This is a genomic window from Acinetobacter sp. 742879 (genome assembly GCF_000588535.1).
GTDB lineage: Bacteria > Pseudomonadota > Gammaproteobacteria > Pseudomonadales > Moraxellaceae > Acinetobacter > Acinetobacter pittii.
In genome coordinates, this window is sequence record NZ_JFYC01000001.1 from 638,471 (window position 1) to 664,626 (window position 26,156).

The 26,156-nt window shown below is 36.6% G+C and carries 20 protein-coding genes and 3 pseudogenes; 7 read left to right on the top strand and 16 right to left on the bottom strand.

Translation table 11 applies throughout. The features are described 5' to 3' along the window. Positions 1 to 7: 7 nt before the first annotated feature. Both J690_RS07735 and J690_RS07740 read right to left on the bottom strand, forming a co-directional pair. Positions 8 to 1,246, bottom strand: a complete 1,239-nt coding sequence (locus J690_RS07735) for an NADH:flavin oxidoreductase/NADH oxidase family protein (RefSeq protein WP_032035203.1) — start codon at positions 1,244 to 1,246, stop codon at positions 8 to 10. 157 nt (positions 1,247 to 1,403) lie between these two features. Beyond that, positions 1,404 to 2,234 carry an alpha/beta fold hydrolase gene (locus tag J690_RS07740; protein ID WP_032035205.1) on the bottom strand — a complete coding sequence of 277 codons (831 nt, stop codon included), beginning with the start codon at positions 2,232 to 2,234 and terminating at the stop codon, positions 1,404 to 1,406. A gap of 473 nt (positions 2,235 to 2,707) precedes the next feature. On the opposite strand from J690_RS07740, the gene J690_RS07745 reads away from it, so the two are divergent. After that, complete coding sequence (locus J690_RS07745; RefSeq protein WP_032035207.1) at positions 2,708 to 4,318, top strand: bifunctional 3-(3-hydroxy-phenyl)propionate/3-hydroxycinnamic acid hydroxylase; 1,611 nt, start codon at positions 2,708 to 2,710, stop codon at positions 4,316 to 4,318. A gap of 34 nt (positions 4,319 to 4,352) precedes the next feature. Here the strand turns inward: J690_RS07745 and hcaR are convergent, their stop codons facing one another. The 7 genes and pseudogenes from hcaR to J690_RS07770 form a co-directional block, all read right to left on the bottom strand. Beyond that, positions 4,353 to 5,249 carry a DNA-binding transcriptional regulator HcaR gene (gene hcaR / locus J690_RS07750; RefSeq protein WP_032035210.1) on the bottom strand — a complete coding sequence of 299 codons (897 nt, stop codon included), beginning with the start codon at positions 5,247 to 5,249 and terminating at the stop codon, positions 4,353 to 4,355. Position 5,250: 1 nt separating this feature from the next. Further along, a complete protein-coding gene (locus J690_RS07755; RefSeq protein WP_032035212.1) occupies positions 5,251 to 6,441 on the bottom strand; it encodes an MFS transporter in 1,191 nt (396 codons plus the stop codon). 168 nt (positions 6,442 to 6,609) lie between these two features. Further along, positions 6,610 to 7,815, bottom strand: a complete 1,206-nt coding sequence (mhpT, locus tag J690_RS07760) for a 3-(3-hydroxy-phenyl)propionate transporter MhpT (RefSeq protein ID WP_032035213.1) — start codon at positions 7,813 to 7,815, stop codon at positions 6,610 to 6,612. Positions 7,816 to 8,234: 419 nt separating this feature from the next. Continuing rightward, positions 8,235 to 9,121: pseudogene (locus tag J690_RS24795) on the bottom strand (FAD-dependent oxidoreductase). 10 nt (positions 9,122 to 9,131) lie between these two features. Next, on the bottom strand, positions 9,132 to 10,088 hold the full coding sequence (locus tag J690_RS07765; RefSeq protein WP_032035214.1) for a 3-carboxyethylcatechol 2,3-dioxygenase: 957 nt from the start codon (positions 10,086 to 10,088) through the stop codon (positions 9,132 to 9,134). 61 nt (positions 10,089 to 10,149) lie between these two features. After that, positions 10,150 to 10,392: pseudogene (locus tag J690_RS23695) on the bottom strand (3-(cis-5,6-dihydroxycyclohexa-1,3-dien-1-yl)propanoate dehydrogenase); the annotation flags it as partial. A gap of 11 nt (positions 10,393 to 10,403) precedes the next feature. Next, entirely contained in the window at positions 10,404 to 11,264 is an 861-nt protein-coding gene (locus J690_RS07770; RefSeq protein ID WP_032035216.1) for an alpha/beta fold hydrolase, read from the bottom strand. A gap of 887 nt (positions 11,265 to 12,151) precedes the next feature. Here J690_RS07770 and J690_RS07775 point away from each other — a divergent pair. Genes J690_RS07775 through J690_RS07785 form a run of 3 tightly spaced genes read left to right on the top strand, consistent with a single transcriptional unit; the run spans position 12,152 to position 15,962 of the window. Further along, entirely contained in the window at positions 12,152 to 13,762 is a 1,611-nt protein-coding gene (locus J690_RS07775; protein WP_050688033.1) for an arylsulfatase, read from the top strand. Positions 13,763 to 13,779: 17 nt separating this feature from the next. After that, positions 13,780 to 14,739, top strand: a complete 960-nt coding sequence (locus J690_RS07780) for a formylglycine-generating enzyme family protein (RefSeq protein WP_032035218.1) — start codon at positions 13,780 to 13,782, stop codon at positions 14,737 to 14,739. Between the two features lie 29 nt (positions 14,740 to 14,768). After that, positions 14,769 to 15,962 carry an OprD family outer membrane porin gene (locus tag J690_RS07785; protein WP_032035219.1) on the top strand — a complete coding sequence of 398 codons (1,194 nt, stop codon included), beginning with the start codon at positions 14,769 to 14,771 and terminating at the stop codon, positions 15,960 to 15,962. 318 nt (positions 15,963 to 16,280) lie between these two features. Here the strand turns inward: J690_RS07785 and dmpG are convergent, their stop codons facing one another. Genes dmpG through J690_RS07800 form a run of 3 tightly spaced genes read right to left on the bottom strand, consistent with a single transcriptional unit; the run spans position 16,281 to position 19,026 of the window. Continuing rightward, positions 16,281 to 17,300 (bottom strand): 4-hydroxy-2-oxovalerate aldolase, encoded by a 1,020-nt coding sequence (gene dmpG / locus J690_RS07790; RefSeq protein ID WP_032035221.1) that lies wholly within the window; start codon positions 17,298 to 17,300, stop codon positions 16,281 to 16,283. Positions 17,301 to 17,311: 11 nt separating this feature from the next. Next, the gene (locus J690_RS07795) at positions 17,312 to 18,217 is read right to left on the bottom strand and encodes an acetaldehyde dehydrogenase (acetylating) (protein WP_032035222.1); all 906 of its coding nucleotides are present in this window, start codon (positions 18,215 to 18,217) and stop codon (positions 17,312 to 17,314) included. 11 nt (positions 18,218 to 18,228) lie between these two features. Continuing rightward, entirely contained in the window at positions 18,229 to 19,026 is a 798-nt protein-coding gene (locus J690_RS07800) for a 2-keto-4-pentenoate hydratase (protein ID WP_032035224.1), read from the bottom strand. A 533-nt stretch (positions 19,027 to 19,559) separates the two neighbouring features. Between J690_RS07800 and J690_RS07805 the strand changes: the two genes are divergently transcribed. Then, the gene (locus J690_RS07805; RefSeq protein ID WP_228132992.1) at positions 19,560 to 20,381 is read left to right on the top strand and encodes an alpha/beta hydrolase; all 822 of its coding nucleotides are present in this window, start codon (positions 19,560 to 19,562) and stop codon (positions 20,379 to 20,381) included. A 43-nt stretch (positions 20,382 to 20,424) separates the two neighbouring features. Here the strand turns inward: J690_RS07805 and J690_RS07810 are convergent, their stop codons facing one another. The 3 genes from J690_RS07810 to J690_RS07820 all read right to left on the bottom strand — a co-directional run bounded on the left by J690_RS07810 (position 20,425) and on the right by J690_RS07820 (position 23,564). Continuing rightward, positions 20,425 to 21,846, bottom strand: a complete 1,422-nt coding sequence (locus tag J690_RS07810; protein ID WP_032035227.1) for an MFS transporter — start codon at positions 21,844 to 21,846, stop codon at positions 20,425 to 20,427. Further along, positions 21,843 to 22,913: an MBL fold metallo-hydrolase gene (locus tag J690_RS07815; protein WP_032035228.1), complete on the bottom strand. Its 1,071-nt coding sequence runs from the start codon at positions 22,911 to 22,913 to the stop codon at positions 21,843 to 21,845. The genes J690_RS07810 and J690_RS07815 overlap by 4 nt, the downstream gene beginning before the upstream one ends. Before the next feature lie 159 nt (positions 22,914 to 23,072). Next, the gene (locus tag J690_RS07820; RefSeq protein ID WP_001072508.1) at positions 23,073 to 23,564 is read right to left on the bottom strand and encodes a cupin domain-containing protein; all 492 of its coding nucleotides are present in this window, start codon (positions 23,562 to 23,564) and stop codon (positions 23,073 to 23,075) included. A gap of 210 nt (positions 23,565 to 23,774) precedes the next feature. On the opposite strand from J690_RS07820, the gene J690_RS07825 reads away from it, so the two are divergent. Together J690_RS07825 and J690_RS07830 are read left to right on the top strand one after the other, a co-directional pair. Further along, positions 23,775 to 24,125 carry a YidH family protein gene (locus J690_RS07825; RefSeq protein ID WP_032035229.1) on the top strand — a complete coding sequence of 117 codons (351 nt, stop codon included), beginning with the start codon at positions 23,775 to 23,777 and terminating at the stop codon, positions 24,123 to 24,125. 490 nt (positions 24,126 to 24,615) lie between these two features. Further along, positions 24,616 to 25,608, top strand: coding sequence for an AraC family transcriptional regulator (locus J690_RS07830; RefSeq protein ID WP_032035232.1), 993 nt, complete (start codon positions 24,616 to 24,618; stop codon positions 25,606 to 25,608). On the opposite strand, the pseudogene J690_RS0104090 reads toward J690_RS07830, so the two are convergent. Next, positions 25,585 to 26,116 (bottom strand): annotated as a pseudogene (locus J690_RS0104090) (thiolase family protein); the annotation flags it as partial. The gene J690_RS07830 and the pseudogene J690_RS0104090 sit on opposite strands and share 24 nt — an antisense overlap. Positions 26,117 to 26,156 lie beyond the last annotated feature (40 nt).

Below are 26,156 nucleotides of genomic sequence, written 5' to 3' on the forward strand. Positions count from 1 at the left end.
TCACTTATTAAGAAGCAAATGAATAGTCACGCATGCCTTTTTTGTATTGGCGGGTACGGCATGACATCGCTGATTGTTGCAAAATTAAAGCCCAAGCTGGTGAAACATTTGGTTTTGTTTTTTTACCAGAGCTTAAATTACGTAACTGGAATTTGACCACCGCGATATTGGCAAGTGAAGCAAGTGTTTTGTTCTTCCAAGTAATCGGTTTTAATTCAGGGCTAAGATTCTGGCCTTGTTTCCAAGCATTTGGCAAATTAGGTTCAATCGCTAGAGCTGTGGCAATACCGACCATATCTACACCGCTTTCAACTACTTTTTCTGCCACTTGTTTACGGCGTATACCACCTGTCACCATAACAGGCATTTTGGCAACTTTACGAATCTCTTGCGCAAATTCTAAAAAGTAAGCTTCACGAGCAAGTGTACGGCCATCACGTGCTTGACCTTGCATTGCAGGCGCTTCATAGCTACCGCCTGAAAGTTCAACCAAATCTACAGCGTGTTCATTTAGCATTTTAACTACTTGTTGAGCATCTTCAGCGCTAAATCCACCGCGTTGGAAATCGGCTGAGTTCAGTTTTACTGCAACAGTAAACTTAGGTGAAACGACTTTACGAACTGCTTCCACAATCTCAATTAAAATACGAGCGCGATTTTCTAAAGAACCACCCCACTGATCTTGGCGTTTATTGCTGAGTGGTGAAAGAAACTGGCTTAATAAGTAACCATGTGCTGCATGAATTTCTACACCAGTAAACCCAGCTTTTTCACCTAGACGCGCTGTGTTTGCAAAACGCTGAATCACCTCTGCAATTATAGATTCAGTCATTTCAATTGGTGTATTAAAGCGATTTGACATTTTGCCAAGATCAAGTGAAATAGCCGAAGGCGCCCAAGTCTGCTGACCAAGGTTTGCTTGCATTTGACGCCCCGGATGGTTAATTTGAAGCCACACCTGAGCGCCTTTTGAGCGACCAATTTGTGCCCATTTTTTAAAAGTATCTAGATGCTTTTCATCTTCTAATACTACACCGCCCGGTCCAGTCATCGCTCGGCGGTCTACCATCACATTTCCAGTAATAATTAGACCTACGCCACCATTTGCCCAAGCTTGATATAAACGCATTAATTCTTCTGATGGTGCGTGGTTTAAATCAGCCATGTTTTCTTCCATTGCCGCTTTAGCAATACGGTTTGGAACATATGAGCCATTTGGGAATACTAATTTTTCGAACACTTTCATTGGAATGACCTCATTCAGTATGGCTTTACTTTAAGATTAAAGCTAACTTTAATGTCAATACCTTTTATTATTTCTATATTTATTACTTTCAATTTCAGTAATTTATAAATAAAAAAGAGGCACTTAATAGGCCTCTTTTTAAGTTTATAGCTTTAAATTATTCACGAATAAATGCCAACAAGTCAGTATTAATCACTTCATGGTTTACGGTTAACATACCGTGAGAAAAACCTGGATAGATTTTGAGTCGGCTATTGTGAAGCAATTCTGCCGATTTCACCCCAGAAGTTTTATAAGGCACGATTTGGTCGTCGTCACCATGTAATACCAAAACAGGAATAGTGATTTTCTTTAAATCTTCTGTAAAGTCGGTTTGTGAAAAAGCGACGATACCGTCGTAATGCGCTTTTGCACTACCCGTCATGCCCTGACGCCACCAGTTCGAAATGATACCTTCCAATGGCTTCGCATCTGGTCGGTTAAATCCATAGAACGGGCCAGATGGCAAGTCACGGAAAAATTGCGCACGGTTTGTGAGAACTTGATTTTGCAGGTCATCAAAAACTTCTTTTGGTAAACCTTCAGGATTATTTTCGGTTTTAACCATAAGTGGTGGAACCGCACTAACAAGGACAGCTTTTGTAACGTTTTCTTGACCATGACGTGCGATATAGCGAACTACCTCACCACCACCTGTTGAATGGCCAATATGAATTGCATTTTTAATGTTCAGATGTTTAACTACTTCTGCCACATCATCTGCATAATGGTCCATATCGTGACCATCCCACACCTGACTCGAACGTCCATGTCCCCGTCTATCATGAGCAACTACACGAAAACCTTCTTTAAGGAAAAAAAGCAATTGTGTGTCCCAATCATCTGAACTTAAAGGCCATCCATGATGAAAAAATAAAACTTGGGCATCACGTGGTCCCCAATCTTTATAGAAAATTTCTACGCCGTCTTTTGTGGTTACATATCCCATCTTTGTTCTCCTAATGAAAAACTGCTTGCTGATTCGTTATAAAGGCTTGAATATTTATACTCAGTTAAAATGAGCTTTGATGTTCTAATAACAATGTTGCACATAAATTAACATGCTCTGATATGAGCAACAGTAATTACTCAGTCAATTAATGTAAAAGTAATTTTTTTCGGTTAATATCTATTCTAGTACTGAGTTTTTTACTTTCGTGAAAATAGCTAAGAAAATAATGGCGAATGAAAAGGTTGATTAAACGTCGTTCCAACTTCCATACAATTATATATAATTTAAAACAATGATTGGATTAAAAAAACCTATTACAAAATATTTAAAAATTCTTTAAATACAATACATTAAAATCAATAAGGCATACATTACCCTTCAAAAAATCGTCTTATTAAACTATTGATTAAATTTAGCTTTGTTTCAATTTTGATATTAATAAGAAAACTTGATAGTAAGGGATATTTACTGTGAATCAGACTCAACATCACACCACGGAAGTTGCAATTTTAGGTGCAGGCCCAGTTGGGTTAACAATTGCAAATTATTTAAGTAAACAAGGTATACAAGTTACTGTTATTGAACAACTAGACCAACTCATTGATTATCCAAGAGCGATTGGTATTGATGATGAATCATTACGCACGATTCAGTCAGTAGGTTTAATCAAACAAGTTTTACCGCACACTACCCCTAATCATGCTATGCGGTTTTTGACCCCTAAAGGTCGCTGTTTTGCGGATATTCAGCCTATGACTCGCGAATTTGGCTGGCCACGTCGTAATGCATTTATCCAGCCCCAAGTTGACCGTGTATTATTGGAAGGTTTAGCAGCCTATCCAACCACAGAGGTGCGTTTTTCACGTCAATTAAATAGCTTCTCTCAAGACAAAGACCATGTAACGTTAAATTTAACGACTAAAGATCAAAAGCAGGAAACTGTTCAAGCGCAGTATTTAATTGCTTGCGATGGTGGAAATTCATTTGTACGCCGTACACTTAACATTAATTTTGAGGGTGAAACTGCTCCAAACCAATGGATTGTTATTGACCTTGCCAACGATCCACTGGCGACCCCTCATGTATATTTATGTTGTGATCCAGTACGTCCTTATGTATCGGCAGCTTTACCACATGGTATTCGTCGTTTTGAGTTTATGGTAATGCCTGGAGAGACTCAGGAAGAATTGAGTAAACCCGAAAATATTAATCGTTTATTGAGTAAAGTTTTACCTCATACGGACAATATCGAAGTGATACGTCAACGTGTTTATACACACAATGCACGCATTGCAGACCGTTTTCGTGTAGACCGTATTTTATTAGCTGGAGATGCAGCACATATTATGCCTGTATGGCAAGGTCAAGGTTACAATAGTGGCATGCGTGATGCTTTTAATCTTGCTTGGAAAATGGCATTAGTCATTAAAAAAATTGCAAAGCCAGAGATTCTAGACAGTTACCAACTAGAAAGAAAAGACCACGCTCAGGCCATGATTAATTTATCTGTTTTGGCGGGACATGTTCTTGCTCCCCCAAAGAAATGGCAAGGTGTTGTTCGTGATAGTATTTCTTATGTATTAAATTACATACAACCTATAAAACGTTATTTGTTAGAAATGCGTTTTAAACCCATGCCGAAATATCATCAAGGCATATTGGCACCTTTTCCAGAAAAGAATACACCTGTCGGCAAGATGTTCATCCAGCCTCATGTTCAGCTTGAAAATAAAGACAAAGTTTTACTCGACGAAGTGATTGGTAATAACTTTGCCATTCTTGCTTGGGGAGTTAATCCTACTTGGGGGATCTCACCAAATAGTATGAAAAAATGGGCTAAATTAGGTATTAAATTTATTCAAGTCATACCTGCGGTTCAGTTAGACGCCCCGACTCGATGTTCTGACGAACATGTAATTACTATTGGTGATGTAGACACTGAAATTCGCTCTTGGTTTAGCCAAACAAATCAATCTATGGTGATTTTAAGACCTGACCGTTTTATTGCAGGGCTCGCTATTCCTCAAACTGTAAATAGTATAAGTGAAGAGTTGTTCCAAAAAATGCATTTGGTTAACTAAAATAATTAAGCCATTCTTTAGAATGGCTTTTTTTTTAAAAGCTAAAATTTAGATGAAACTGTTTTTTAAGTACATCTAAAATCAAATCTATAGCTTTGTTCACATGGTCCTTTCGATAGGAAACATATAATCCTATCATTGGTAAAGGTTCTACCGTCTTTTTCACTACAATTTTATCTCCTAACAATGGGGTGACATATTGAGGAACAAGACTCCAACCAATTTCCATTCCAACTAAATTAACATTCAGTAAAATGTTAGTTGAGTACTGTACAATATTAATATTAAGTTTGGTTTTTTTAAAAAAATCATCAATAATTCGATAAAGCTCAGGTGAAGCTTCCTCATTACACATCACAAAGTTATGATGCTCAAAGCTTTTTATGCTAATACGCTCTTGATGTGCATCTGGTGAGTTTTTGGGAATAATTAAAGTCAGCGGTTCTTGAAAAATTTGAAGAGAAACGATTTCATCTGTATTTGCCCCATAACGCGTAAAAGCAATATCTATTTCCCCCTTATTAAGTGCCTGTAGTTGAGCGTCATCTGTTAAGCTTTTAAAATCAATTTTAAGCTCTGGGAAATGCGCTCTAATATTCGGCATAATATAAGGGAAAACTTTCATTTCAGCTGCTGGAACAAAGCCAATATTTAATTGTTCTTGCTCAAATTTGGCAGTTTGTCTAGCCAAGCTAACAGCTTTCTCGGTGTGTTCTAAAATAATAAGCGCTTCTTTAAAAAAAACTTCCCCTGCTTTGGTAAGCTCGACTTTTCGTTTGCTGCGTATAAAAAGCTGAACACCAACTTCATCTTCTAAGTCTTTAATCTGTTGACTGAGCGAAGGCTGTACCGTATGCATTCGTAATGCCGCTTTCGTAAAATTTAGCTCTTCAGCGACCGCAACAAAATAGCGTAAGTGACGTAATTCCATGTCATATCCCAATTTTTGTCTTTGTATCTCGATTACATAGCCAACGATATAAAAATAAAGTCATTATCGTTACCCATGCACATAACTGATAAGTTTTTTCATAGCCTATATGGGCAATAATAAATCCTACCATAAGCGAACCAATCGCCATCCCTAAATCAAATAAAGTAAAAAAGGTTGAAACCGCATACCCAATTCTGTTTTTCTCAACCGTTTGTATAGCCATCGTTTGAAAAACAGGAAAAAGTGAGCCATACCCAGCACCGATTAAAGCAGCAGCAAACCAATATTCCCACTGGGTTTGCATTTGGCTCACCAAGAACAATCCTACCGCAAAAAGAATAAACGAAGGATATAGGACTGAGTTAGCCCCTCTTTTATCGTATGAATGGCCAACCCAAGGACGCGCTATAATCATTGATATTGCGAAGATAATAAAAAATATACTTGTTGCAGCGAGTAAGTTTTTAGTTTCACTATAGATACTTATAAAACTCATGATACTTGAATAAGCCATTGCAACAAATAATGCAATCAAACCGATAGGAATTACTTTCCTTTCAATAATATCGTTTAAACTAATTTTTTGCTTTACTTGAACAAACTCCCTATCTTTTAACGACGAGACTGGTATAAGAAAGCAAAAAACTAAACCCATACATACAATTAAAGTGAGAAGAATAAATAGGTTATAAAAACTAGTGTAACGTAGAGTAACTAGTGCAATCATTGGCCCAAATACAACCGCTAAATTTGTAGACATGACGAAATATCCCATGCCTTCGCCTTTCCTCTGCTCTGGGATGAATTCATTCACAATAGGTACGGTTACCGTAGTTAAAATACTAAACCAGATTCCATGCACGAATCGGATCATCAGTAATAACCATAGTTGATTTACACATAAATAACCAAGGGCCAAAAATGCAAACAGTAATGCTGAACCTCGCAACACTGTTTTTTCGCCGAAACGTTCAATGATCAAACCAGCAAAAGGACGAATGGCAATCGATGAAATCAAAAATAAAGTTAATGCCAAACCTGCCTGACTAATTGAACCAGATAATTCTTTTAAAATATAAAGGGGTAATATGGTGAGCAAAGCATAGTAATAAATGAATAAAAAAAGGTTGTTTAATACACAGAGGATAAATGAACGATTCCAAAGCTTTTGCTGGGCAGCTGGGTACATTTCTCTTACTCAATTAAGGTTCTTTTTAAAACAAGAAATAACTTCATCTGACATTTACAATAAGTGATTTGTTCTAAGCTTGCAGTCAATAGATTTGAGGTTTCTTGAATACTTTCATAAATGAAAAAAGCTCCGAAAATATGAGCTTTTTTCATTGTTCTATTTGAGTTATTTAGTCTGATGTAATCGACGAATCACCAAAAGCATCAGTAATGCTGAAAGAACAATTCCTGGAATAGAAGCGGAAATAACGCCAGCAGCACCACTTCCCATTGCAAGTAACTGACCAGCAATTGCGGGACCCAACATCGCACCAATACGGCCAACTGCTGCTGCACTACCTACTCCAGTTGCCCGGATTTCTGTTGGATATACGATACTACCAAAAGCATATAAAACGCCTTGACCACCAATGGTAAATGTCCCTACTAAGGCTGCGGCTGCATACATTGCAGTTAAATTTCCAGCCCCATTTAAACTAAATAAACCAGCTAAAATACCTATATACATAAGTATAATCACATAGGCTTTATTCCAGCGATCAATCAAAATACCCAGTACAACTGTACCAATGGCAGCTCCCATTTGGAAAAATACTTGAGCTAAGCTACCCTGTTGACGAGAGAATCCCAACTCCATAAATAGAGACGGTAACCAACTCAACATGATGTAAACAACCATCAAGGTAAAAAAATAGCTTGCCCACAGTAATAAAGTCTGCAAAGCATAATTATTTTGAAAAAGATTTTTAAAAGAGCTTTGTATATGTGTAATCGATTTATCTTCAAATCTCGTTTGTAAAAACTCTCGAGATTCAGGTAAAAATTTGATCATAAGAGGAAGTACCAAAAGTGGAACAACTCCTCCTACATAGAAAATCGTTTGCCAGTGGCCGCTTACATCGTAGGCTGCTAGTAAAGATACTAAGATAGCTCCTATTGGCATACCACAATACATTAGGCCAACGGCACGACCACGATTTTCGTTAGAAACAGCTTCTGAAACAAGAGCAATCAAATTCGGCATCGCAGCTCCTAAACCTGCTCCAGCAAGAAAGCGTACTAATAGCAAAGTACAGAAAGTATTTACCCAGACCGTAAAAAGCGTAAAGACAGCAAAAATAGCCACAGCCCCGATCAAGACTATTTTACGACCAATACGATCGGCATAACGTCCACCCATTAACGCGCCTGGCAGTAAACCCAATATTCCTGCACTAAAAAAAATACCTAGTTGAGAGCTATTTAAACCAAAGGATTCTCGAATACCGACAGCCGCAATGCCAGCTGCCTGTATATCAATTCCCTCAATCACAGCGATTAGAAAACAAATGGCGATCGTAATAATAGAGTGCTTATTTCCTGCACGGTTCATAGAAAAATCCTTTTCTATCAGTTTGAGAATCACAGCACATCATTTATTAATCACTCTGATTTCGACATTAGTCTTAAGTTTTATATAGTCGTAAAAACAAAAATGAGAACTTTTTTATTTTCTTTAATATATTTTATTCTTAGATAAAACACTCATAATTAAAATTATAAATTACCTTAAATATCAAATATTTAAAAACAAATTAGTAAGCTTATAAAATTTATATATCTAAAAAAGATATTAATCATGCTGAAAAAAAACTGCTTTCTCAATAGTTAAAAGTTATCATACAGTTCAAATTAAATATTAATGGTTCCGATTTCTAAGAGATATCTATAATCACGAGTAAAAAAACCGTCATATAATCATGACGGTTTTTCTTTTCAATATTAAATAGGCCTTTAGTATAACGACCTTATTTAAATTAATTTTCGCAATTCAATTGAGACATCTAGCAATTTTTCTTTATCAAAAGCGATAGAACTAGAAACTATTTTTTCAAATACCGAACATCTCGCACCTGATTAAATGCAATACCAGCAACAACAATGTCTTGATCTAATCCAAATAAAGTAAATCCCACTTTTTGATTTTCTTGCTGATTCATATTGCCTCGTATATGCCATTCTTTTTGCAGACATGCCGCCAACGAATTGACATTTAATATCATATTGATCTGTCCAAAACCATAATGGATTAGCTTCAATAATTTTCACATTGAGTTGGACATCAACACCTTGGCTAAGGTGTTGATCCAGTAAAAATTCACTAATAATTGGGCTTTGTTCTAGCACAGTTACATGACAGTCTTTAAAAACGAGCACTAGACGCTAACTCTAGTCCAATCACTCCACCGCCCACCAAGACAATCCACTTCTTTGGCTGAAAACCAGAATTAAAGCCTGTGTGTCTTCTAAATTCCGTAGGATATAACCTTTTTGCCCAACCCATCCAAAATTGGAAGACGGCGAGGTGCACCACCTGTTGCCAGCAATAACTTGTCATAATAGACATGTTCACCATTTTCCAAAATCACTTGATATTGTTCAGGTACAATCTTTACAAAGGCATTATCTTTAATGAACTCAACACCTAGGTCTTCTAGTTTCTGTTGAGACAGAATCTCAATTTTAGTCTGTTCAGGTCTTAGAATCATATCTTGAGACAAAGGCGGACACTCATAAGGTAAATGAGGTTCATCACCTATCAAAATAATTCGACCTTCATATTTGTTAGCCCGTAATTCTAAAATAGTAGTTGCACCAGCTTGTCCGGCACCAATGATGACAATAGTTTGAATATTCATTGCTTATCCTTTATTTCAACTCGGCAGACACTATGCCAAAGCCTGCAATCCATTCACTAATTGGTTCATAGCAATGTAAGGTCATTTCATAATCACCCACTGTCTGCAGTGCAGCAAAAGCAGCCATCCAAGTTCGGACTTCTTGTCCCCCACGTCCACCTTCATGTCGAATTTCGTCTTCGGTCATCGCTTCAAGCGCAGCAAAGTTTGCATTTTTGAATTTTTCCAATAACTGCTCATCCCATTCTGGATTGAGTGGTATAGACACACTCTTGTCACCTGCTGCCAAACGCTGTCCAACTGAAATGATTTTGGCCTGACGTGCATTTCGAGCTTCACTCGTAGGGTTACGTCCAGCAATGAGAAATTCTTCAACCTCTGGTGGGACTGAGCCCATTTGAGGGGTTGGAGGATCATGTGAAAGACCGCCTGTACCTAAAATTAATATACGTTCGTTATCCAGATTGATTGACTTAATAAAGGCACCAATTGCACGACCTAAAGCAATAGTCCGTTTTGTGGTCGGCATTGGTGCGGCAGCACCATTAATAAAAATTGGGATAGTTGGATAACGATTAAGTTGCCCGTTACATAAAAAATGTAGCGGCTGTGTTACCCCATGATCGGCTTGCATACGATATGAATATGCAACATCTATACCTTCATCAAGTACTTTTCGAATTAAGTTTAATGCTGTGCTTTCAGGCACATTAAGCTCACCAGGACCATAATTCCAATCACCTGCTGCTGTTGCGCGGACACCCACACAGAAACTCGGCATCAGATCATAAAAGAAGCCGTTAAAATGATCTGGTCCAAAGGCAATTATTAAAGTTGGGTCGTATACTTTGACCTCTGCTGCGAGCTTTTCAAATGTCTTGCGTACCGTTTGTTCTTGCTGTTGTTCTGCCGGAGACGCAAATTCCATTAGCGGGCTATGAGAAGCACAAATAAGTTTAACAGTCATGATTAGCTCCGAAATAAGACAGTTTTAGCTGTCTTATTAGTCCATTAATATCGGATTAAAATTAAGTATCAAAAAAGCCAGCATTCGCTTGGCGTAAGCCACGAATACCCAAACCACAGTTAGCATTAATAAAAACACCAGATAATGGTCGGTTGTTTTGACGTGATGCGAGCACTACATAAGAACCAGTCATGTCTTCTGGTTCTGGTAAAAACTTCAGTGGCATGCCTTGCCCAATTTTTTCTGGGTCACATGCATCAAGGAGCCCTAGATTTTCTTGCCCAAGGGATGCAGCAACTTCTATCTTTTATTTAATTATTTAACATCATGCACTGCTAAATATTGCTTAATGATCCGGTTAAACTCATCAGCTTTTTCAACTTGCGACCAATGTCCACATTGACTAAAAATATGAGCGTCAGCATTCGGTACAATATTCAAAATATCCCAAGTACGTGATACAGGAATAACTACATCTTGCACACCATGAATAAGTAACACAGGAATCTGAATATTTCTCATTTTATTGAAATCGAGAGGAAACTCGAATCGATCACGGTCTCGAGCACCGACCACTTCCATTAATCGATCTGATGCATAGTCATTTTTAGCAGCCTCGAAGCGAACTTTAACCAATTCATCAGTAACTAAAGACTTATCCACTACAAACATTTCTAAAGTTTTACGGATACCAGTTTCAGTTAATTCAGGATTGGCATGTGCTTTCAGTGCCGCTGTTTGCTTAGCACCACCTGTTCCCATTGATACAATGCCAAGTACACGCTCTGGATAATCTAAAACAAACTGAAATGCTAACCAACCACCTAAAGAATTCCCCACTAACCAGGTTTTTTTAATACCTAGAGCATCTAATACTCGAACCGCATGATCTACCCATGCACGAATACCATAAGCCGCTCCTTCTGCAACAACAGTTTGCCCATAACCAATCGAATCAATTGCGATACAACGTCCTTGCTCAGCAATTTGTGGTAAATTTAACCACCAGTTTGCTGCTGCTGACACTCCCGTACCAGAACCATGTAAAAATAAAATTGGAGTACCTTCTCCAAGTTCATGATAATGAGTGAGTTCACCCGTTGCTGTTTCAATCCATTTATCTTCCAAACCAAAAAATGGATCTGTTTTATATTCGGGGATTTGTACTGTTCCCATGTCATTCCTCTTACCGTCAGTACAGCCTAGCTTAAGATTAAGCCGATTTAATAGGCCAAATTTTAAATGTTTCACTCATCCATATTACCTGTTCAGCAAGCCCTAAATTATACTTGTTTATGATGAGGTGATATAAAATAAATATTAATAAGCAAGTGTTATTTAAAATAATTTTTAAAACTTATAGTTATAGGTTGTTCCAATACGATTCTCTCGTAAACCACTCTTTTGGTCAGCAATATTGTCAAAGTTGACATCGATATACATCTAAAGAGATCCCAAGCGTTTTAAATTCTCTTTTAGCACCACGTAATTCAAAATAAAGTTAAACTCATACTCTTTCCCCTTTTTTATTAATACGCTTGATTCATAGACCGAATCGATTTCCCAGCTATGCTAATACTTGCAGTAGTTTTGAGCCCCCTTAACTCCACTCTATTTTGATGAAAAATTAGAACAGAGTAGTAAGATTTTTCTTATTTTTATCAATTATCTCAAAACTCTTTATAAATTTATGACTGGCGTTAAAAAAATAATAAGGCATTAAAAACATCTCTTTCAGAAATTAAAAATATTCATCTTTTTGTTCCATATTAATCCTACAAAATTTAAGTTTTTTAAACATAATTTGTGAATGAAATATCTCAATATTTATTATCAAAATTTCATTCATTTACTCTCATAAAAATAATATTTAAATAGTATCTATTCATATAAAAAAACTATTATTTAGGGGGTATTTACGCTTCTACAATTCATTATCTATTTGATTTTTATTAAAATATATTTTTGTCTAATATGTGTAATATTTAAACCTTTTAAAATGCTGTGTATGTTGTAAAACATAATCAAGGATGAATAAAGTGAAATTCAACAAAATAGCTCTAATGACCTCATTATTAATTTCTACTCAATTATTTGCACAAAAGCCAAATGTAGTCATCATCTTGGCGGATGATTTAGGATATTCGGATCTAAGTTCATTTGGTAGTGAAATCAAAACTCCCCATATTGACAGTCTTGCTCATCAAGGAACTCGCTTTACCAATTATCACACCCCTGGTACATGTTCTCCCACGCGTTCCGAGTTGATGTCGGGTACAGATCACCATCTAGCGGGGTTGGGGGCAATGGCAGAAACTATGCGTGCAGATGCAGCAAAATTTGATTTAACGCCTCGCCCCCAGTTTTTAGGTAAACCAGGTTATGAAGGTTATTTAAATACTCGCTCAATGACTTTGCCTCAAGTATTAAAAGATAATGGTTATAGAACATTGATGGCAGGTAAATGGCATCTTGGTTATACACCCGAAACCAATCCAGCGAACAAGGGCTTTGATTTATCTTATGCCTTATTAAATGGTGCAGACTCACATTTCAAAACACTTCCTAACGGTATACAGCGTAAAACCATTTACACTGAGAATGGTCAGAAGGTCGAATTACCAGATGATTTTTATTCCACAGATTTCTTTACTCAAAAAGTAATTGAATATATTGGTAATAGTAAAAAAACAACCCAGCCGTTCTTTGCTTATGTTGCTCTAACAGCTCCACATTGGCCGCTTCAAGTACCACCCAAATATTTGAATATTTATAAGGGCCACTATGACCAAGGTTACGATGCAATTAAACAAAAGCGTTTAGAGAAAATGCTAAAGTTAAAGCTGATTAATTCTATAAAAACAGCAAATGTAGTTAGTAAAGAACTTGCTCCAATGAATTTAGGTACTTGGAACAATTTAACAGTTGAACAGAAAAAAATTGAAGCGCGTAAGATGGAAATTTATGCGGCACAAATTAAGAATATGGATGACAATGTTGGAAAACTGATTAAACATCTAAAAAAGATTAAGCAATACGATAATACTCTGTTTATTTTTATGTCAGATAATGGCGCGGAAGGATTTTATCGTCCACTTTCAGGGGACGACAATAGTTATAATAATTTAGGTAAAACCAAATCTTATGAACTTATTGGTCCACGTTGGACTGAAGTTAGCAGTGCACCATTTTCACTCTGGAAAGGAACTGCAGCTGAAGGCGGCGTCAGCGCACCTGCGATTGTTAAACTTCCTAATAGCACTACATCTAAAATTAGTAATACCTTTGTTAATGTTAAAGATGTTTTCCCAACTATTCTTGAAATTACTCAGTCTTCATTAAAACCAGATTATTTGAATCCTAACAAGTTCAATCAGCTTTCAGGTAAATCATGGGTTAGTTATCTAAAGGGTAAAACTAATTCCGTATATGGTGAAAACTTTATCTATGCAGATGAATTGCATGGCGATGCCTATATACGTAACAAGAAATGGAAACTCACACGCACCATTACCAAAAACCTGAATGGTCCGGACTGGAAGTTATATGATCTAGAAAATGATCGTACAGAAACCATTGACCTAAGTAAAAAATATCCTGAAATTGTAAAACAGCTCCAGCAGGAATATGTGAAATATACTCAACGTGTAGGTGTACAAGATTTCACGGAGTAATCCCTATGTCAAATTTGATGAAAGGAAGTTATCTGGTATTTCTCGTGTTCTGTCTTCAAGGATGCAACTCTTCAAAATCTGAGCAATCTACAGAAATTGTCAGTCTTGGAAATGTCAGTAAATGTAAACAATATTCAGGGTTGCCTCCACTTTGGGGAAAATCTAAAACGTCCGGCATGGTTAAAATTCCAGCAGGGGAAATTATTTTTGGCTCAAACGCAGGGTATGAAGATGAACGACCTTTCTATCAAAACAAACTCAAAGTAAACGCTTTCTGGGCTGATCAAACAGAAGTTACTGTTGCTCAATTTAAAAGTTTTGTAGATGCAACTGGCTATATTACTGATGCTGAAAAACAAGGTGGCGCAGCTGTTTTCATCCAGCCTGAAACAGATAATGTTGCTATGATGTCTTGGTGGAAATTTTTGAAAAATGTTTCATGGAAAAACATTGATGAGAAATTTCCTGCTCTGAATGAGCCAGTTCGTTATGTGACTTATAATGATGCATTGGCATATGCGATGTGGCTTGGTCGTGATCTGCCTACCGAATTAGAAAATGAATACCTATCCAAAGGGGTCAGTGATAAAGAAGATATCGGTCCAAAATCGCATGGAAAAATTACCGCAAATTATTGGCAAGGTGAATTTCCTTATTCTAATTCTAATCAAGATGGATTTAAAGATATAGCACCTGTCGGCTGTTTTGATGCCAATCCTTTTGGTCTACATGACATGATTGGAAATGTATGGGAATGGACAAGTTCTGTTTACAAAGGTCCTCATTCCGATATGCATATGGGCAATCCACAAATGACCCGTCATCATTCAGAACAGATCATGACAATGACCATAAAAGGTGGTTCCTATTTATGCGCAGATAATTACTGCGCGCGTTACAGGGCGGCTGCCCGACATCCACAAGAATTTGATCTTGCCACTTCTCATGTTGGATTCAGAACCATACTACGAAAATAAAAATTTAAATTTACAAGGATTGATTTTTAATGAAAAAAATTATTTTTTCAGGCTTACTCTTGTGTCTTGGAAATGCACATGCGGTAGAAGAACTGAAGATAAGTAATACAGTTACTCTAAAAAATTTGTATGCGGAGCGTGATTACAGTCAGAGTAATACAGACCTAGGTAGTTGGACACAAGGGCTGATTTATCGAGGGAAATTTAGCTATAAACTGAGTGAAAATTGGAATGTCGCGTTAAATCCTACTCTTCAATATGCTTACCGACTTAGTAAGGATAAAGGCCTTGCAGATACTATTTTGCCTTTTGATCCAATCGCTCAAGAACAAAAACAACATCAGCACAAAAAAGGTCTTAATTTTGAGGCTTCGTTTCAAAATCATACTTTAAGTTATGGTGAACAATGGATTAACAACCCAATGCTGGTGATAGACCCATCTCGACAATTACTCCCATCATTTCATGGTGTGGTTTATACAGGGAAATTTAAAAATACAACTATTTCAGCAGGTTTAATTGATAAATATTCACGTCGTAGTACTGAACATTTCAAAAAAATTAGTGTAAAAAGTATTGAATCGGATGGATTAACTTATTTAGATATTCAACATGCAATATCTCCTAATTTGAAATTACGCGCATTCAATGGTTATCTAGAAGACCTTTATAACCAAAGTATGCTGGGGTTGGATTATAAATGGCAATTTTTTGACACAAAAATTCAAACCAACCTACGTTATTTTAATAACAGAGACATTGGGCACGCAAAACTAGGTTCAGTAGACAGTAACAACTTTGGCATTATCAACTATGCAGAAGTGCTGCCAAAATTAAAAGTAGGTATCGGCTATCAAAAAATATTTGGCGACAATGATTATCCTATAATTGATGGTCCTATTCCTGTACTTGATTTTATTAACTGGACTCAAGGTTCGTTCATTAAAAAAGATGAACAATCATATCATCTAACTTTGAGTTATGAGCTTGATGCTTTTATACCTGGTTTAAAATTAGATACCAAATATATTCATGGTGATAATTTTAAGACTCTAGGCAAAGAAAACAATGAAACAGAATTTAACTATCGTTTTGCTTATACTATTAACGATGGCCCGCTCCAAGGTTTAAGCTTTTCATGGCTCAATATTGATTATAAATCTAAATATGGTCAGGATTATAACGAGAATCGTATCTATACCATGTATACTTTTAATTTTTAGACTTCAAGATAAAAAACAGCTGAAAATTCAGCTGTTTTACACGCTAGATTAGGAAAAATATTAAAGATAAATCTGAGCTAATACCAATAAAGCAATTATAAAAATAATTCATTTAAACACCTTATCTACCACAATAAATGAGCTTTATTCTTGCCTCTGCAGCAACATAAAATTTGAATTGTTTCGTTTCAAACTTTTTTAGAAAATTAATAATGTAATCATATTCATATAAAACATATCTAATGATTAAGTTATTTTAATAACCAAATAAAAGTATAAAAAAGCACTCCTTAGGAGTGCTTTAGGATCAAAATAAAATTACGCACTAAGTTCTTTAGATTTGGACATAGTCAAGGCAAGATCTTCAATCATATCCTCCTGTCCCCCAACCGTACCACGACGACCTAGCTCTAATAAAATTTCACGTGCAGAGACGCCATATTTAGCTTCGGCACGTTTTGCAAACAACAAGAAAGATGAATATACACCTGCATAACCTAACGTTGCTGCATCACGATCGGCACGAATTGGGTTTAGCATCATTGGAATTACAAGATCTTCTGCAATATCCTGTACTTTAAACAAGTCTACACCTGTTTCTATTTGCATACGATTTGCAACTGCAATAAATAACTCAAGTGGCGTATTGCCCGCTCCAGCTCCTAGACCAGCTGCCGCCAAGTCGACCCGAATTGCACCAGCTTCAACCGCAGCAACGGTATTGGCAACACCCATACCCAAATTATGGTGACCATGGAAACCTAATTCAATACTGCTATCAAGCTCCTGACGAAGTAACCCAATCCGATCGGTTACATCCTGTGGCAACATGTACCCAGCAGAGTCAGTGACATAAATACAGTTAGCACCGTAAGACACCATTTTTTTTGCTTCTTCTAGCAAATGTTGTGGCGATGCCATATGTGCCAACATTAGAAAGCCTACTGTGTCCATTCCCAATTTACGGGCAGCAGTAATATGCTGCTCAGACACATCAGCTTCTGTACAGTGTGTTGCAACACGAATGGTTGAAACACCAATCTCATGTGCCATTTTCAAATGATCAACTGTTCCAATACCGGGTAATAAAAGTGCAGATACCTTGGCATTTTTCATGCGTGGCACAACAGCAGATAAATACTCTTCATCTGTTGCAGCGGCGAAACCATAGTTAACGGAACTCCCTCCCAAACCATCACCATGAGTGACTTCAATCAAGGGGACACCTGCTTCGTCTAACGCTGTTGAAATGGCAATCATTTGGTCAACTGTAGTTTGATGGCGTTGAGGATGCATACCATCACGTAAAGTCATATCATGCACAATAATCTTAGACATACGATTTCTCCTTAAACAGCTTCTACTTTTTGATTAGATAAAACGCGTTCTGCAAACATTTCTGCAGTACGTGCGGCTGCGGCTGTCATAATGTCAAGGTTACCGGCATATTTTGGCAAATAATCTCCTAGGCCTTCTACCTCAAGAAATATCGAAACACGATTACCATCAAATACAGGGCCATTTACTAACTTGTAGCCCGGAACATATTTTTGGACTTCTTTGATCATGGCATTTACTGATTCAGTAATTGCCACCTGATCAGGTTCACCCTCGACTAAACAATGTACGGTGTCGCGCATCATTAGTGGTGGTTCAGCCGGGTTAATAATAATGATGGCTTTACCTTGTTTAGCTCCGCCAACCTTTTCAATTGCACCAGCAGTGGTGCGAGTAAATTCATCAATGTTCTTACGAGTACCCGGGCCAACCGATTTTGTTGATACAGTGGCAATGATTTCAGCATAGTTAACAGTCTGTACCCGTGAAATCGCTGCGACCATAGGAATAGTTGCTTGTCCACCACAAGTCACCATATTCACATTAGGGACTTCACCCGCATCCAACAAAGCTTCTAAATTTACTGGCGGTACACAAAATGGACCAATTCCTGCAGGAGTTAAATCAATCATCAATACCCCAAGCTCATTTAGCTTGCGACTGTTCTCTGCATGTACATATGCTGAGGTTGCATCAAAAGCAATTTTGATCTCATCTTTAAGTACATGAGGTAATAAACCATCAACCCCTCCAGCCGTGGTTTTTAAACCCATTTTTTCAGCGCGAGTCAAGCCTTCAGAAGTAGGATCAATCCCTATCATCCATACAGGTTCTAGTACTTCACTACGCTGTAATTTATATAATAAATCTGTTCCAATATTGCCTGGGCCGATTAAGGCACATTTAATCTTTTTCATTTCCTTATCCTTTATTTAGCAGCAAAGCATGCAACAACTGAATTGAAGCCTTCAATTTCAACTTTAAACTCATCCCCTGGATGAGCCACCACCATTGGACCCAATGCACCCGTCAGGACAATATCTCCTGCTTGTAATGGACGTCCGCGTCTTACCATTTCATCTGCTAACCAAACTGCTGCATTCAATGGATTAGCTAGACAAGCTTTACCAACACCTTGCGAAACGACCTCATCACCACGAGTCATAATCATTTTGCAGTTAACTAAATCAAGTTGATTAAGCTGTACTGGACGTGAGCCCAATACAAAAGCTGCACTTGATGCATTATCAGCAACTGTGTCAATCAATGAGATTTTCCAATCCTCAATACGACTATCGACTATTTCAATAGCCGGTAATGCATAGTCGGTTGCACTGATAATGTCTGCATATGTATGTCGGGCTTGCGTTAAATCTTTTTTGATAACAAGTGCAATTTCAGCTTCAACTTTTGGTTGGATCAACTTACCCGTTGGAATGACTTCGCCATCGCCATATGCCATGTCAGCAAATAGCATCCCAAAGTCAGGCTGATCTACACCGAGTTGGGCTTGCACCACTTTCGAAGTTAGACCAATTTTTCGACCTACTAAACGGCGCCCTTCCGAGAGTGCACGTACAGTATTGATTTCCTGTACTGCATAAGCGATATCCACATTTGCCTGTTCACCACCGAGCTCAACACGAATAGGAATAATCGCAGTTTGCGATAGTTCAGCTTGTCTTAAGGCTAAAGCAACTGAATCAACAACAGCAGAATTCGACATCAATATTTCCTTAAACTGCAAAATTGAACGTATACTGCGTTACTGAAGGTATAAAACGGAATACGAAGTTCAGGCAAAGTTAGACACAACAAATCCCTTGTATTTTCCGAGACAACTACCTACTGGAACGTGTACATAAAACAGTTTAAGAATGGAAAAATCCCCATCTAAATACCAATACTTATTTTGTTTCATATAATAGTTTTTATTTATAATCGGAACAGAATGCCTTTAAATTTTTGTATTAGGCCTACGAGAGTTATGTTGATCTACAACCTTTACCTCTAAAAGCTCTTTTATTTTTTATAATTTTCAATCAGAGAATCCCCCAAAACTTATCCATCTAATATAATTCTATCTAACTTCGATAAACTATATAAAATTACACAATTATCCATTTCGCTAACTTCTAACGAAGTACATTTTAAAATTCCTTAAAAGGTGTATATGAAATATTAAAGAAGTGCATTTCTAATATTTAATGATGTTTTATGATGGAATTCCTGTAATTATATTAAGTAATAGTTATGAACATGAATGAATATGAATATGTCGATGGGCAAAGACATAATAGTTTTGCTGATCTGTTTGTTTATTATGAAAAATTAAATCAAGAAATACTTCAAGAAAAGGAATGGGCACTAGATCAATCATATGGTTTTCACGAACGTGAATTATTTGATATTTGCTATGCAGAAAGTCAAGCTAAGGCAATTATTATTTATTTACATGCGGGTTACTGGCAGTCAAGAGATAAAAGCCAATTTCGCTTTATTGCCCAAGATCTCAGTTCTCAAGGGTACCATTTTGTTTTCGTCAATTATCCTTTTTGTCCTATTGCAAAAATTGGAGAGATTATCCAATCTACAAAATATGCTCTTCATTCTATAAAAAATTATTTTAAATATAAAGAAATCGATCTCCCTATCATTTTGTGTGGTCATTCAGCAGGTGCCCACCTAGTAACTGAACTAGCTATTCAAAATATTAAATCAGTACACTCAAAACTTTTTCATGGCGTCATAGCAATTAGTGGTATTTATGACCTAGCTCCTCTAAAAGATACTAGCCTAAACCAAGCATTGCAATTAACGGAAAGTGAAATTCAATATTATTCACCAGTTTATAAAAATAGCTTATTGATAGATTTGCCATTTACTTTTCTAGTCGGCCAAAAAGAAACTAACGCTTTCATTCAACAAAATCAGAATATGGCAAAACTTTTAGCTGCTCCAGGAATAGTTAAGAAAGAAGAACTATTAGAGCATGATCACTTCAGTTTATTACAAGAGTTCTTTAAAAAAGGGCGTATCTTTCAACATATTGAAATGATGTATGATTTTATTTCAAAATGAATAAATAAATTAAAAGTGCCCCTGGGCACTTTTAATTTATGGTTTAGCTTTTAATATTTATTAAATTTTGTAGAGACTTAGCTGTTTTATCTGGGTTTAGGAAAATTACCGCAGCTATACCTATGATCAATAAATATAATCCAATATATTGGAAACCAATATTCATACCTGTTAATAAATGGTTCATCATTTCAGGTAATAGAGGTTCGCTTTTCTTAGGTTGAATATATCCGGCTGTATCCATCAGGATTCCGACCATTATAGGTGATACCATCCCACCACAAGAAGCAAGTGCTGTTAGTGTAGCCATGACCGCGGCTCTTTGTTTAGAACAAACACTATATGCAACGGCCGTAGGAACTAGAGGAAAAGTCATAGCAAAGCCAGCAGCAAAGATTAAAACGGCTACGGCTGTTTCACCGTTTAAAAATGGAAGAATCTGAAATAGAACACCTGAAGTTATTAAGATTATTCCTAATAAGACGCCTAAAGATACATGTACAGACCTTCCTTGTGCCATTAACTTTCTAGACAAAACTCCTGCTAAAAAGAGTACAAGTGCTCCACAAATCCAAGGGAGGGTCACTAAAACCCCTAATGATTCAGGAGTGACATTTACTACGGCAGATAAATAACGTGGAGCCCAAGTTGTAAGAAATCCCATTGCCCAAAAACAACCAGCGCCAGCAAGAAATGCAACAATAAACATTGGAGAGAAAAATATCTTTGCCATTGGTATGGGAGTTAGATCATCACATAGGTCGACAATACTTTGCTTATTATTTGTATTTGCATCTAACCGCTTAGTTAGAGGACGACTCAGCTCCTTTTCAGAGCGAATATGGCTATATGGCCCTTCTTTCGCAACAAAAAACCATAAAGACGTCCAAATTAATCCAATAATTCCAAGAAAACCAAAAGCCCAACGCCAACCGTAATTTGGATGAGCAATAATCCAAGCCAGTATCGGAGCAGCAATAATTGGCCCTAGAGTAGAACCTATGGCTACTAGACTACTAGGTAAGCCTCTTTCTTTTGGTTCATACCAACCATGTACATGTTGTAATGTAATAGGGGTCGCCGGGCCTTCAGCCGCACCTAATAATATTCTTGAGATCAGTAATAAGGCAGCTCCACCCCATAACATTGGAAACATTAAAACAGCCCAAGCAACTCCCATAAAAAAGATTAACCATCTTGTTTGTACTCTCATAGCAATAAAACCGACTAAAATTGCCGAAATTGCAAATAAGAAAAAGAAAGCACTACCAATAAATCCAAATTGACTACCTGAAAGTGACAACTCTTGCATAGCAGGTTCTGCGACTAATCCCAAAACAGCCTTATCGGCAAAATTAATCATCTGAAAAATAATTAATAGGCCCGTAATAACCCAAGCTTTTTTTTGTATGCTTTTATCTATTATCTCAGAGGGAGCTAATAGCTCAATACTAGAGCTTTTCATAATAACTCCTCCTGATTTCTTAATACAGCTTCAGCTTTTTGAATTACTTTTAAGTTATTAATTTCAAAAATATCATTATCTTCTGCTGCACTCACAAGCCCACCAAAGTCTGACTGTGCGTATGAGACCATTTTTTCTATATCTGCTGCATTTGGTAAATTAGGAACAATATGATGTAAAATTAGATGCTTAACATTTGCATTGGCCGCAACTTTGCCGACTTGTTTATAAGAAGTATGAGATTCTTCAAGATGTACAGCAATCCCATCCCTAGTAGGACCTTCAGGAAAAGTTTGTAATATAGCCTCTAGATCAATGACTTCATGTAATAACACATCTGCATTTCTTGCTAATCGAATACAGTTTTCTGAATATGTAGTATCTCCTGATATTACTACTGAACCGTATTTAGAGTCGAAACGAAATCCAAAAGCTGGATAACACAAACGATGATCGACTAAAATTGTACTTACTTTAACATTTTCATCTTCATAAATAACGAAAGGTTCCATTTCAGGATGTCGTGCATATATCGGATCTGCTTTGGCTTCCTTAGGAATTGCAATATCATGTGCTTCTATCCATTCATCAGGGCTCGTTCTTTCCTCATCTGCCATTCTAATTGCAATATCTGAAGCAAATACGCCTCGCATTAATGCTCCCACCATCTCCTTTGTGCCAACCATAGGATGATCGCCTCCACAACATCCTTGGATATGCACGTGCTTTTTCTCAGCTAAAGCTGGATTTTTAGGTGGTTTCCCTGGTCCAAATACTTTTATAGGTTGGCTAAAAGACTCACCAGGAACTTGCCATCCTGTAAAGAGATAAGCCCCTAGATCATAAATATGGTCAGAATGATGATGGGTTATAAAAATACTACGTAACTGCCCCCAAGATGCATGATTTCTATAATTACGAATGCTTCCCATTCCACAATCTACAACATAAACTGCTCCGTCAACACAAATAGCTGTTGAAATACCAGCTCGGCTACTTGAAACAATTGGCCCACCTCCTGTTCCAAGTGCATAAATCTTCATTCCTTTTGCTACATTATTCGACATTTAATTTTCCTCGTCATAAATTTGATCCCGCATTTCTAAATTATTCGACGAGCCCATATGTAAATATCCGCGTATTCATGAATAACTATGCTTTTATTCTGTAAGTTTAATATGCATATATAAAAAGAGCGCCTTAAGGCGCTCTTTTAACTCATCAGGTTATTCATAATTTTCTAGCTTGTCAGGTGCAATAAAGCGAATATTTCTTAAAGCAGAAATACGCACAACTTCTTCTGGCTCAGTTAAATTGTGTAATTCAGAGAACAAACTAGCTAAATCATTTCCTGGACTCACCCAGAAAATTCCTTTCCCAGGTGTTTCCGAAACAATTTTATAACCATGTATTGTCCCTCTTGGCCAGTATAAGTAGTCGCCAGCCTTGGCAATACTCCACTCTCCATCGAGATATAAAGCATATTCACCTTCAATAATAAATGCGTGCTCATCTTGAATAGGATGCATATGAGGAGGCACAAAAGTGCCAGGAGGATCATTAGAGATCCATGCAAAACTAGATTTTTGATCTCCTCCTACCATCGGCTCATAAACATGTCCCAAAACATTCCATTTTATTTTTTCACTTTCATCATCATGCCTTGTTTCTCCGAATTCAAAATTACTTTGTATTTCCGAAAAAATTAATTGATTCATAAAAATAAACTCCTGTTTTTGCCCTCTCTTAGTCAAGCAAAAAGACACTTATCGTTTCTATTCATTTATGAGATAGATAATGTCTATTTTTTAGAATTATTTTAAATTTTATAAAGATCGGATAAGGAATCCTTAAAATTTGAATAGTATTCTCTTCTGCTTATTTATAAGTTAGTTAAGTTATCGAAGGAATACTTTCGAGTTTAAATTATGATTAATCTTTTTATAAAACAACTACTTTTAAAAGTGGGTGAAGAACCAGATCCACGTTTTACGCTTGCCAACGAGCGGACTTTTTTAGCCTGGACACGTACAGCTCTTGCTTTACTGGCTTCAGCAGTAGCATTGATTACGATTTCAGAACATTATCATCAGCTTCAAAAAGCTCAACAAATTTTTAATGTATTAGTCATAGCGTCTTTAATCATTAGTTCCTCTGCCCTCCTTCGCTGGTATCGAGTAGAAATTGCTCTAAGATTAAAGAAGCCGCTACCCTTTCCTCTCATGACACCTTTACTAACACTCCTAACCTTTTTAATTTTATTCATTTTTTTCTTTTAAGTAAGTTGAATAAAAATGTTAAAAGATGATTCTGGATTACAACCTCAACGTACCTATTTAGCTAATGAACGAACTCTTTTTTCAATTTTAGCCACCAGTTTTTTCATTAGTAAAATTCTTGCAAATTCACTGTTAATTAGTGTATTTATTTTAATCACCACTTGCCTTTATTTTAGCTGCCATTTATTTTTTTCTTTCCATATTCAAATACAGAATTTGGAAACAACTAAACGAAGTTATATTTTTTTAACACATGCATTCATGGTTTTTTTGCTAAGTGTTATTTGCTTATGGGCAAAAAACTCATGAATGCAAAATCGCTTAGTTTTAGTTATAAGAATTTGATTTTAATAGCGTCTTGTAATCTACTAAAATAATAATAAAGGAAAACAGGATAAGACAAAACATTGAGTTAACTTAGTTTTATCGTAAAGCATAGATTTATTTATATATCTTTTATCTGAACTAAACGGAATTTAAGGAGATGAAGATGACGGAGACAATTAGAAAAGTCGGGCCTTTTAGAAATAAATTTTTTGTCCATCACACTGAAATTTTTAAAACTATTCAATGGATGGGAAAAATTAATGGCCCTCATCAATTAGATGTACCATCACCAAAACATATGGATTTTTCACATGAAGGTTTAAGTCTTGGAGATATTACTTTTGGACAAGTGTCTTATTCAACAGAAGTACAAGTCAAGCTAGATGACTTGCAAAAAAGTTATATATTTAATATTCCAATACAAGGGCAGCAAACTCTAAAAATTGGTAATTTAAATATTGAGTCTAATACTGAAATTGCTACGCTCCTTTCTCCACATCTTCCTCTTGTAATGACTGTAAACGAAGGATGTAAGAAACAGGTTATCAGGATTTCAAAAAAACTCGTAGAAGAGCATCTTATTCGATTATTAGGTTACAAATTACAACGACCATTAGTTTTTGATGTTCAAGCCCCTTTGCAAGGACAAATAAAACAGTGGTTTCAACTTGCAATGAATTTACAAGAAATGGTTAATGATGATCATTCCTTATGCGATAGTTCTGGAGTTTGGAATAATTTTGAGTCAAATCTTGTGATTATGCTTTTAAATGCTCAACCCCATAATTATTCTCAAGAACTGAAATTACGTCAGCAAGGTCGTCCCACTTATTTATCAAAAGTAGAACAAGTTTTAACAGATTGTTTAGATCAACCTTTAAATCTTAGAGAATTAGAAAAAATTTTAGGTGTATCTAGAGAACGCTTATATAGAGATTTTCATTTATACTTTGGTCAGTCGCCTATTGCGTATTTTCGTGATTTACGTTTCGAAGCTGTTCATAAACGCCTTCAACAAATTCGCCCTTGGGAAAATGTATCTAGTATTGCTCTAGACTGTGGTTTTCAACAATTAGGTAGATTTTCAAATGAGTATAAGAGAAAGTTTGGTGAACTTCCCTCAGAAACTCTACTACGTTTTAAACACATCAATTAATCTTGCAATCCCTTGACCCACACCAATACACATTGAACACAAGGTATAACGACCACCTATTTGTTCAAGCTGGTTTAAAGCTGTGGTGACTAAACGTGCACCTGATGCACCGAGTGGATGACCTAAACCAATTGCACCATCGTTTCGGTTTACCTTGTTAGAGTTGTCTGGTAAGCCTAAATCATGGGTCACTGCCAAAGCTTGTGCAGCAAAGGCTTCATTCAGCTCAATTACATCCATCTGATCTAAAGTCAGGTTGACTTGTTTAAGTAATTTTTTAATGGCTGGGACTGGAGCAAAACCCATAAGGCGTGGTTCCAATCCCACTGCTGTTGAAGCAATGATCTTGGCACGCGGTTTTAAGTTGTAAGCCTGAAATACCTGAAGCATTCCCCGTAATAACTGTGCCATCTGCTTTAACCACAGGTTTAATTTTGCTTAAAGCTTCAAGCGTGGTTGATGCGCGTGGATGTTCATCAATATCGATCACAACAGCGTCATCCTTACGCTTAGATTTTTTAACAATACCATTATGTACAGAAGACAAT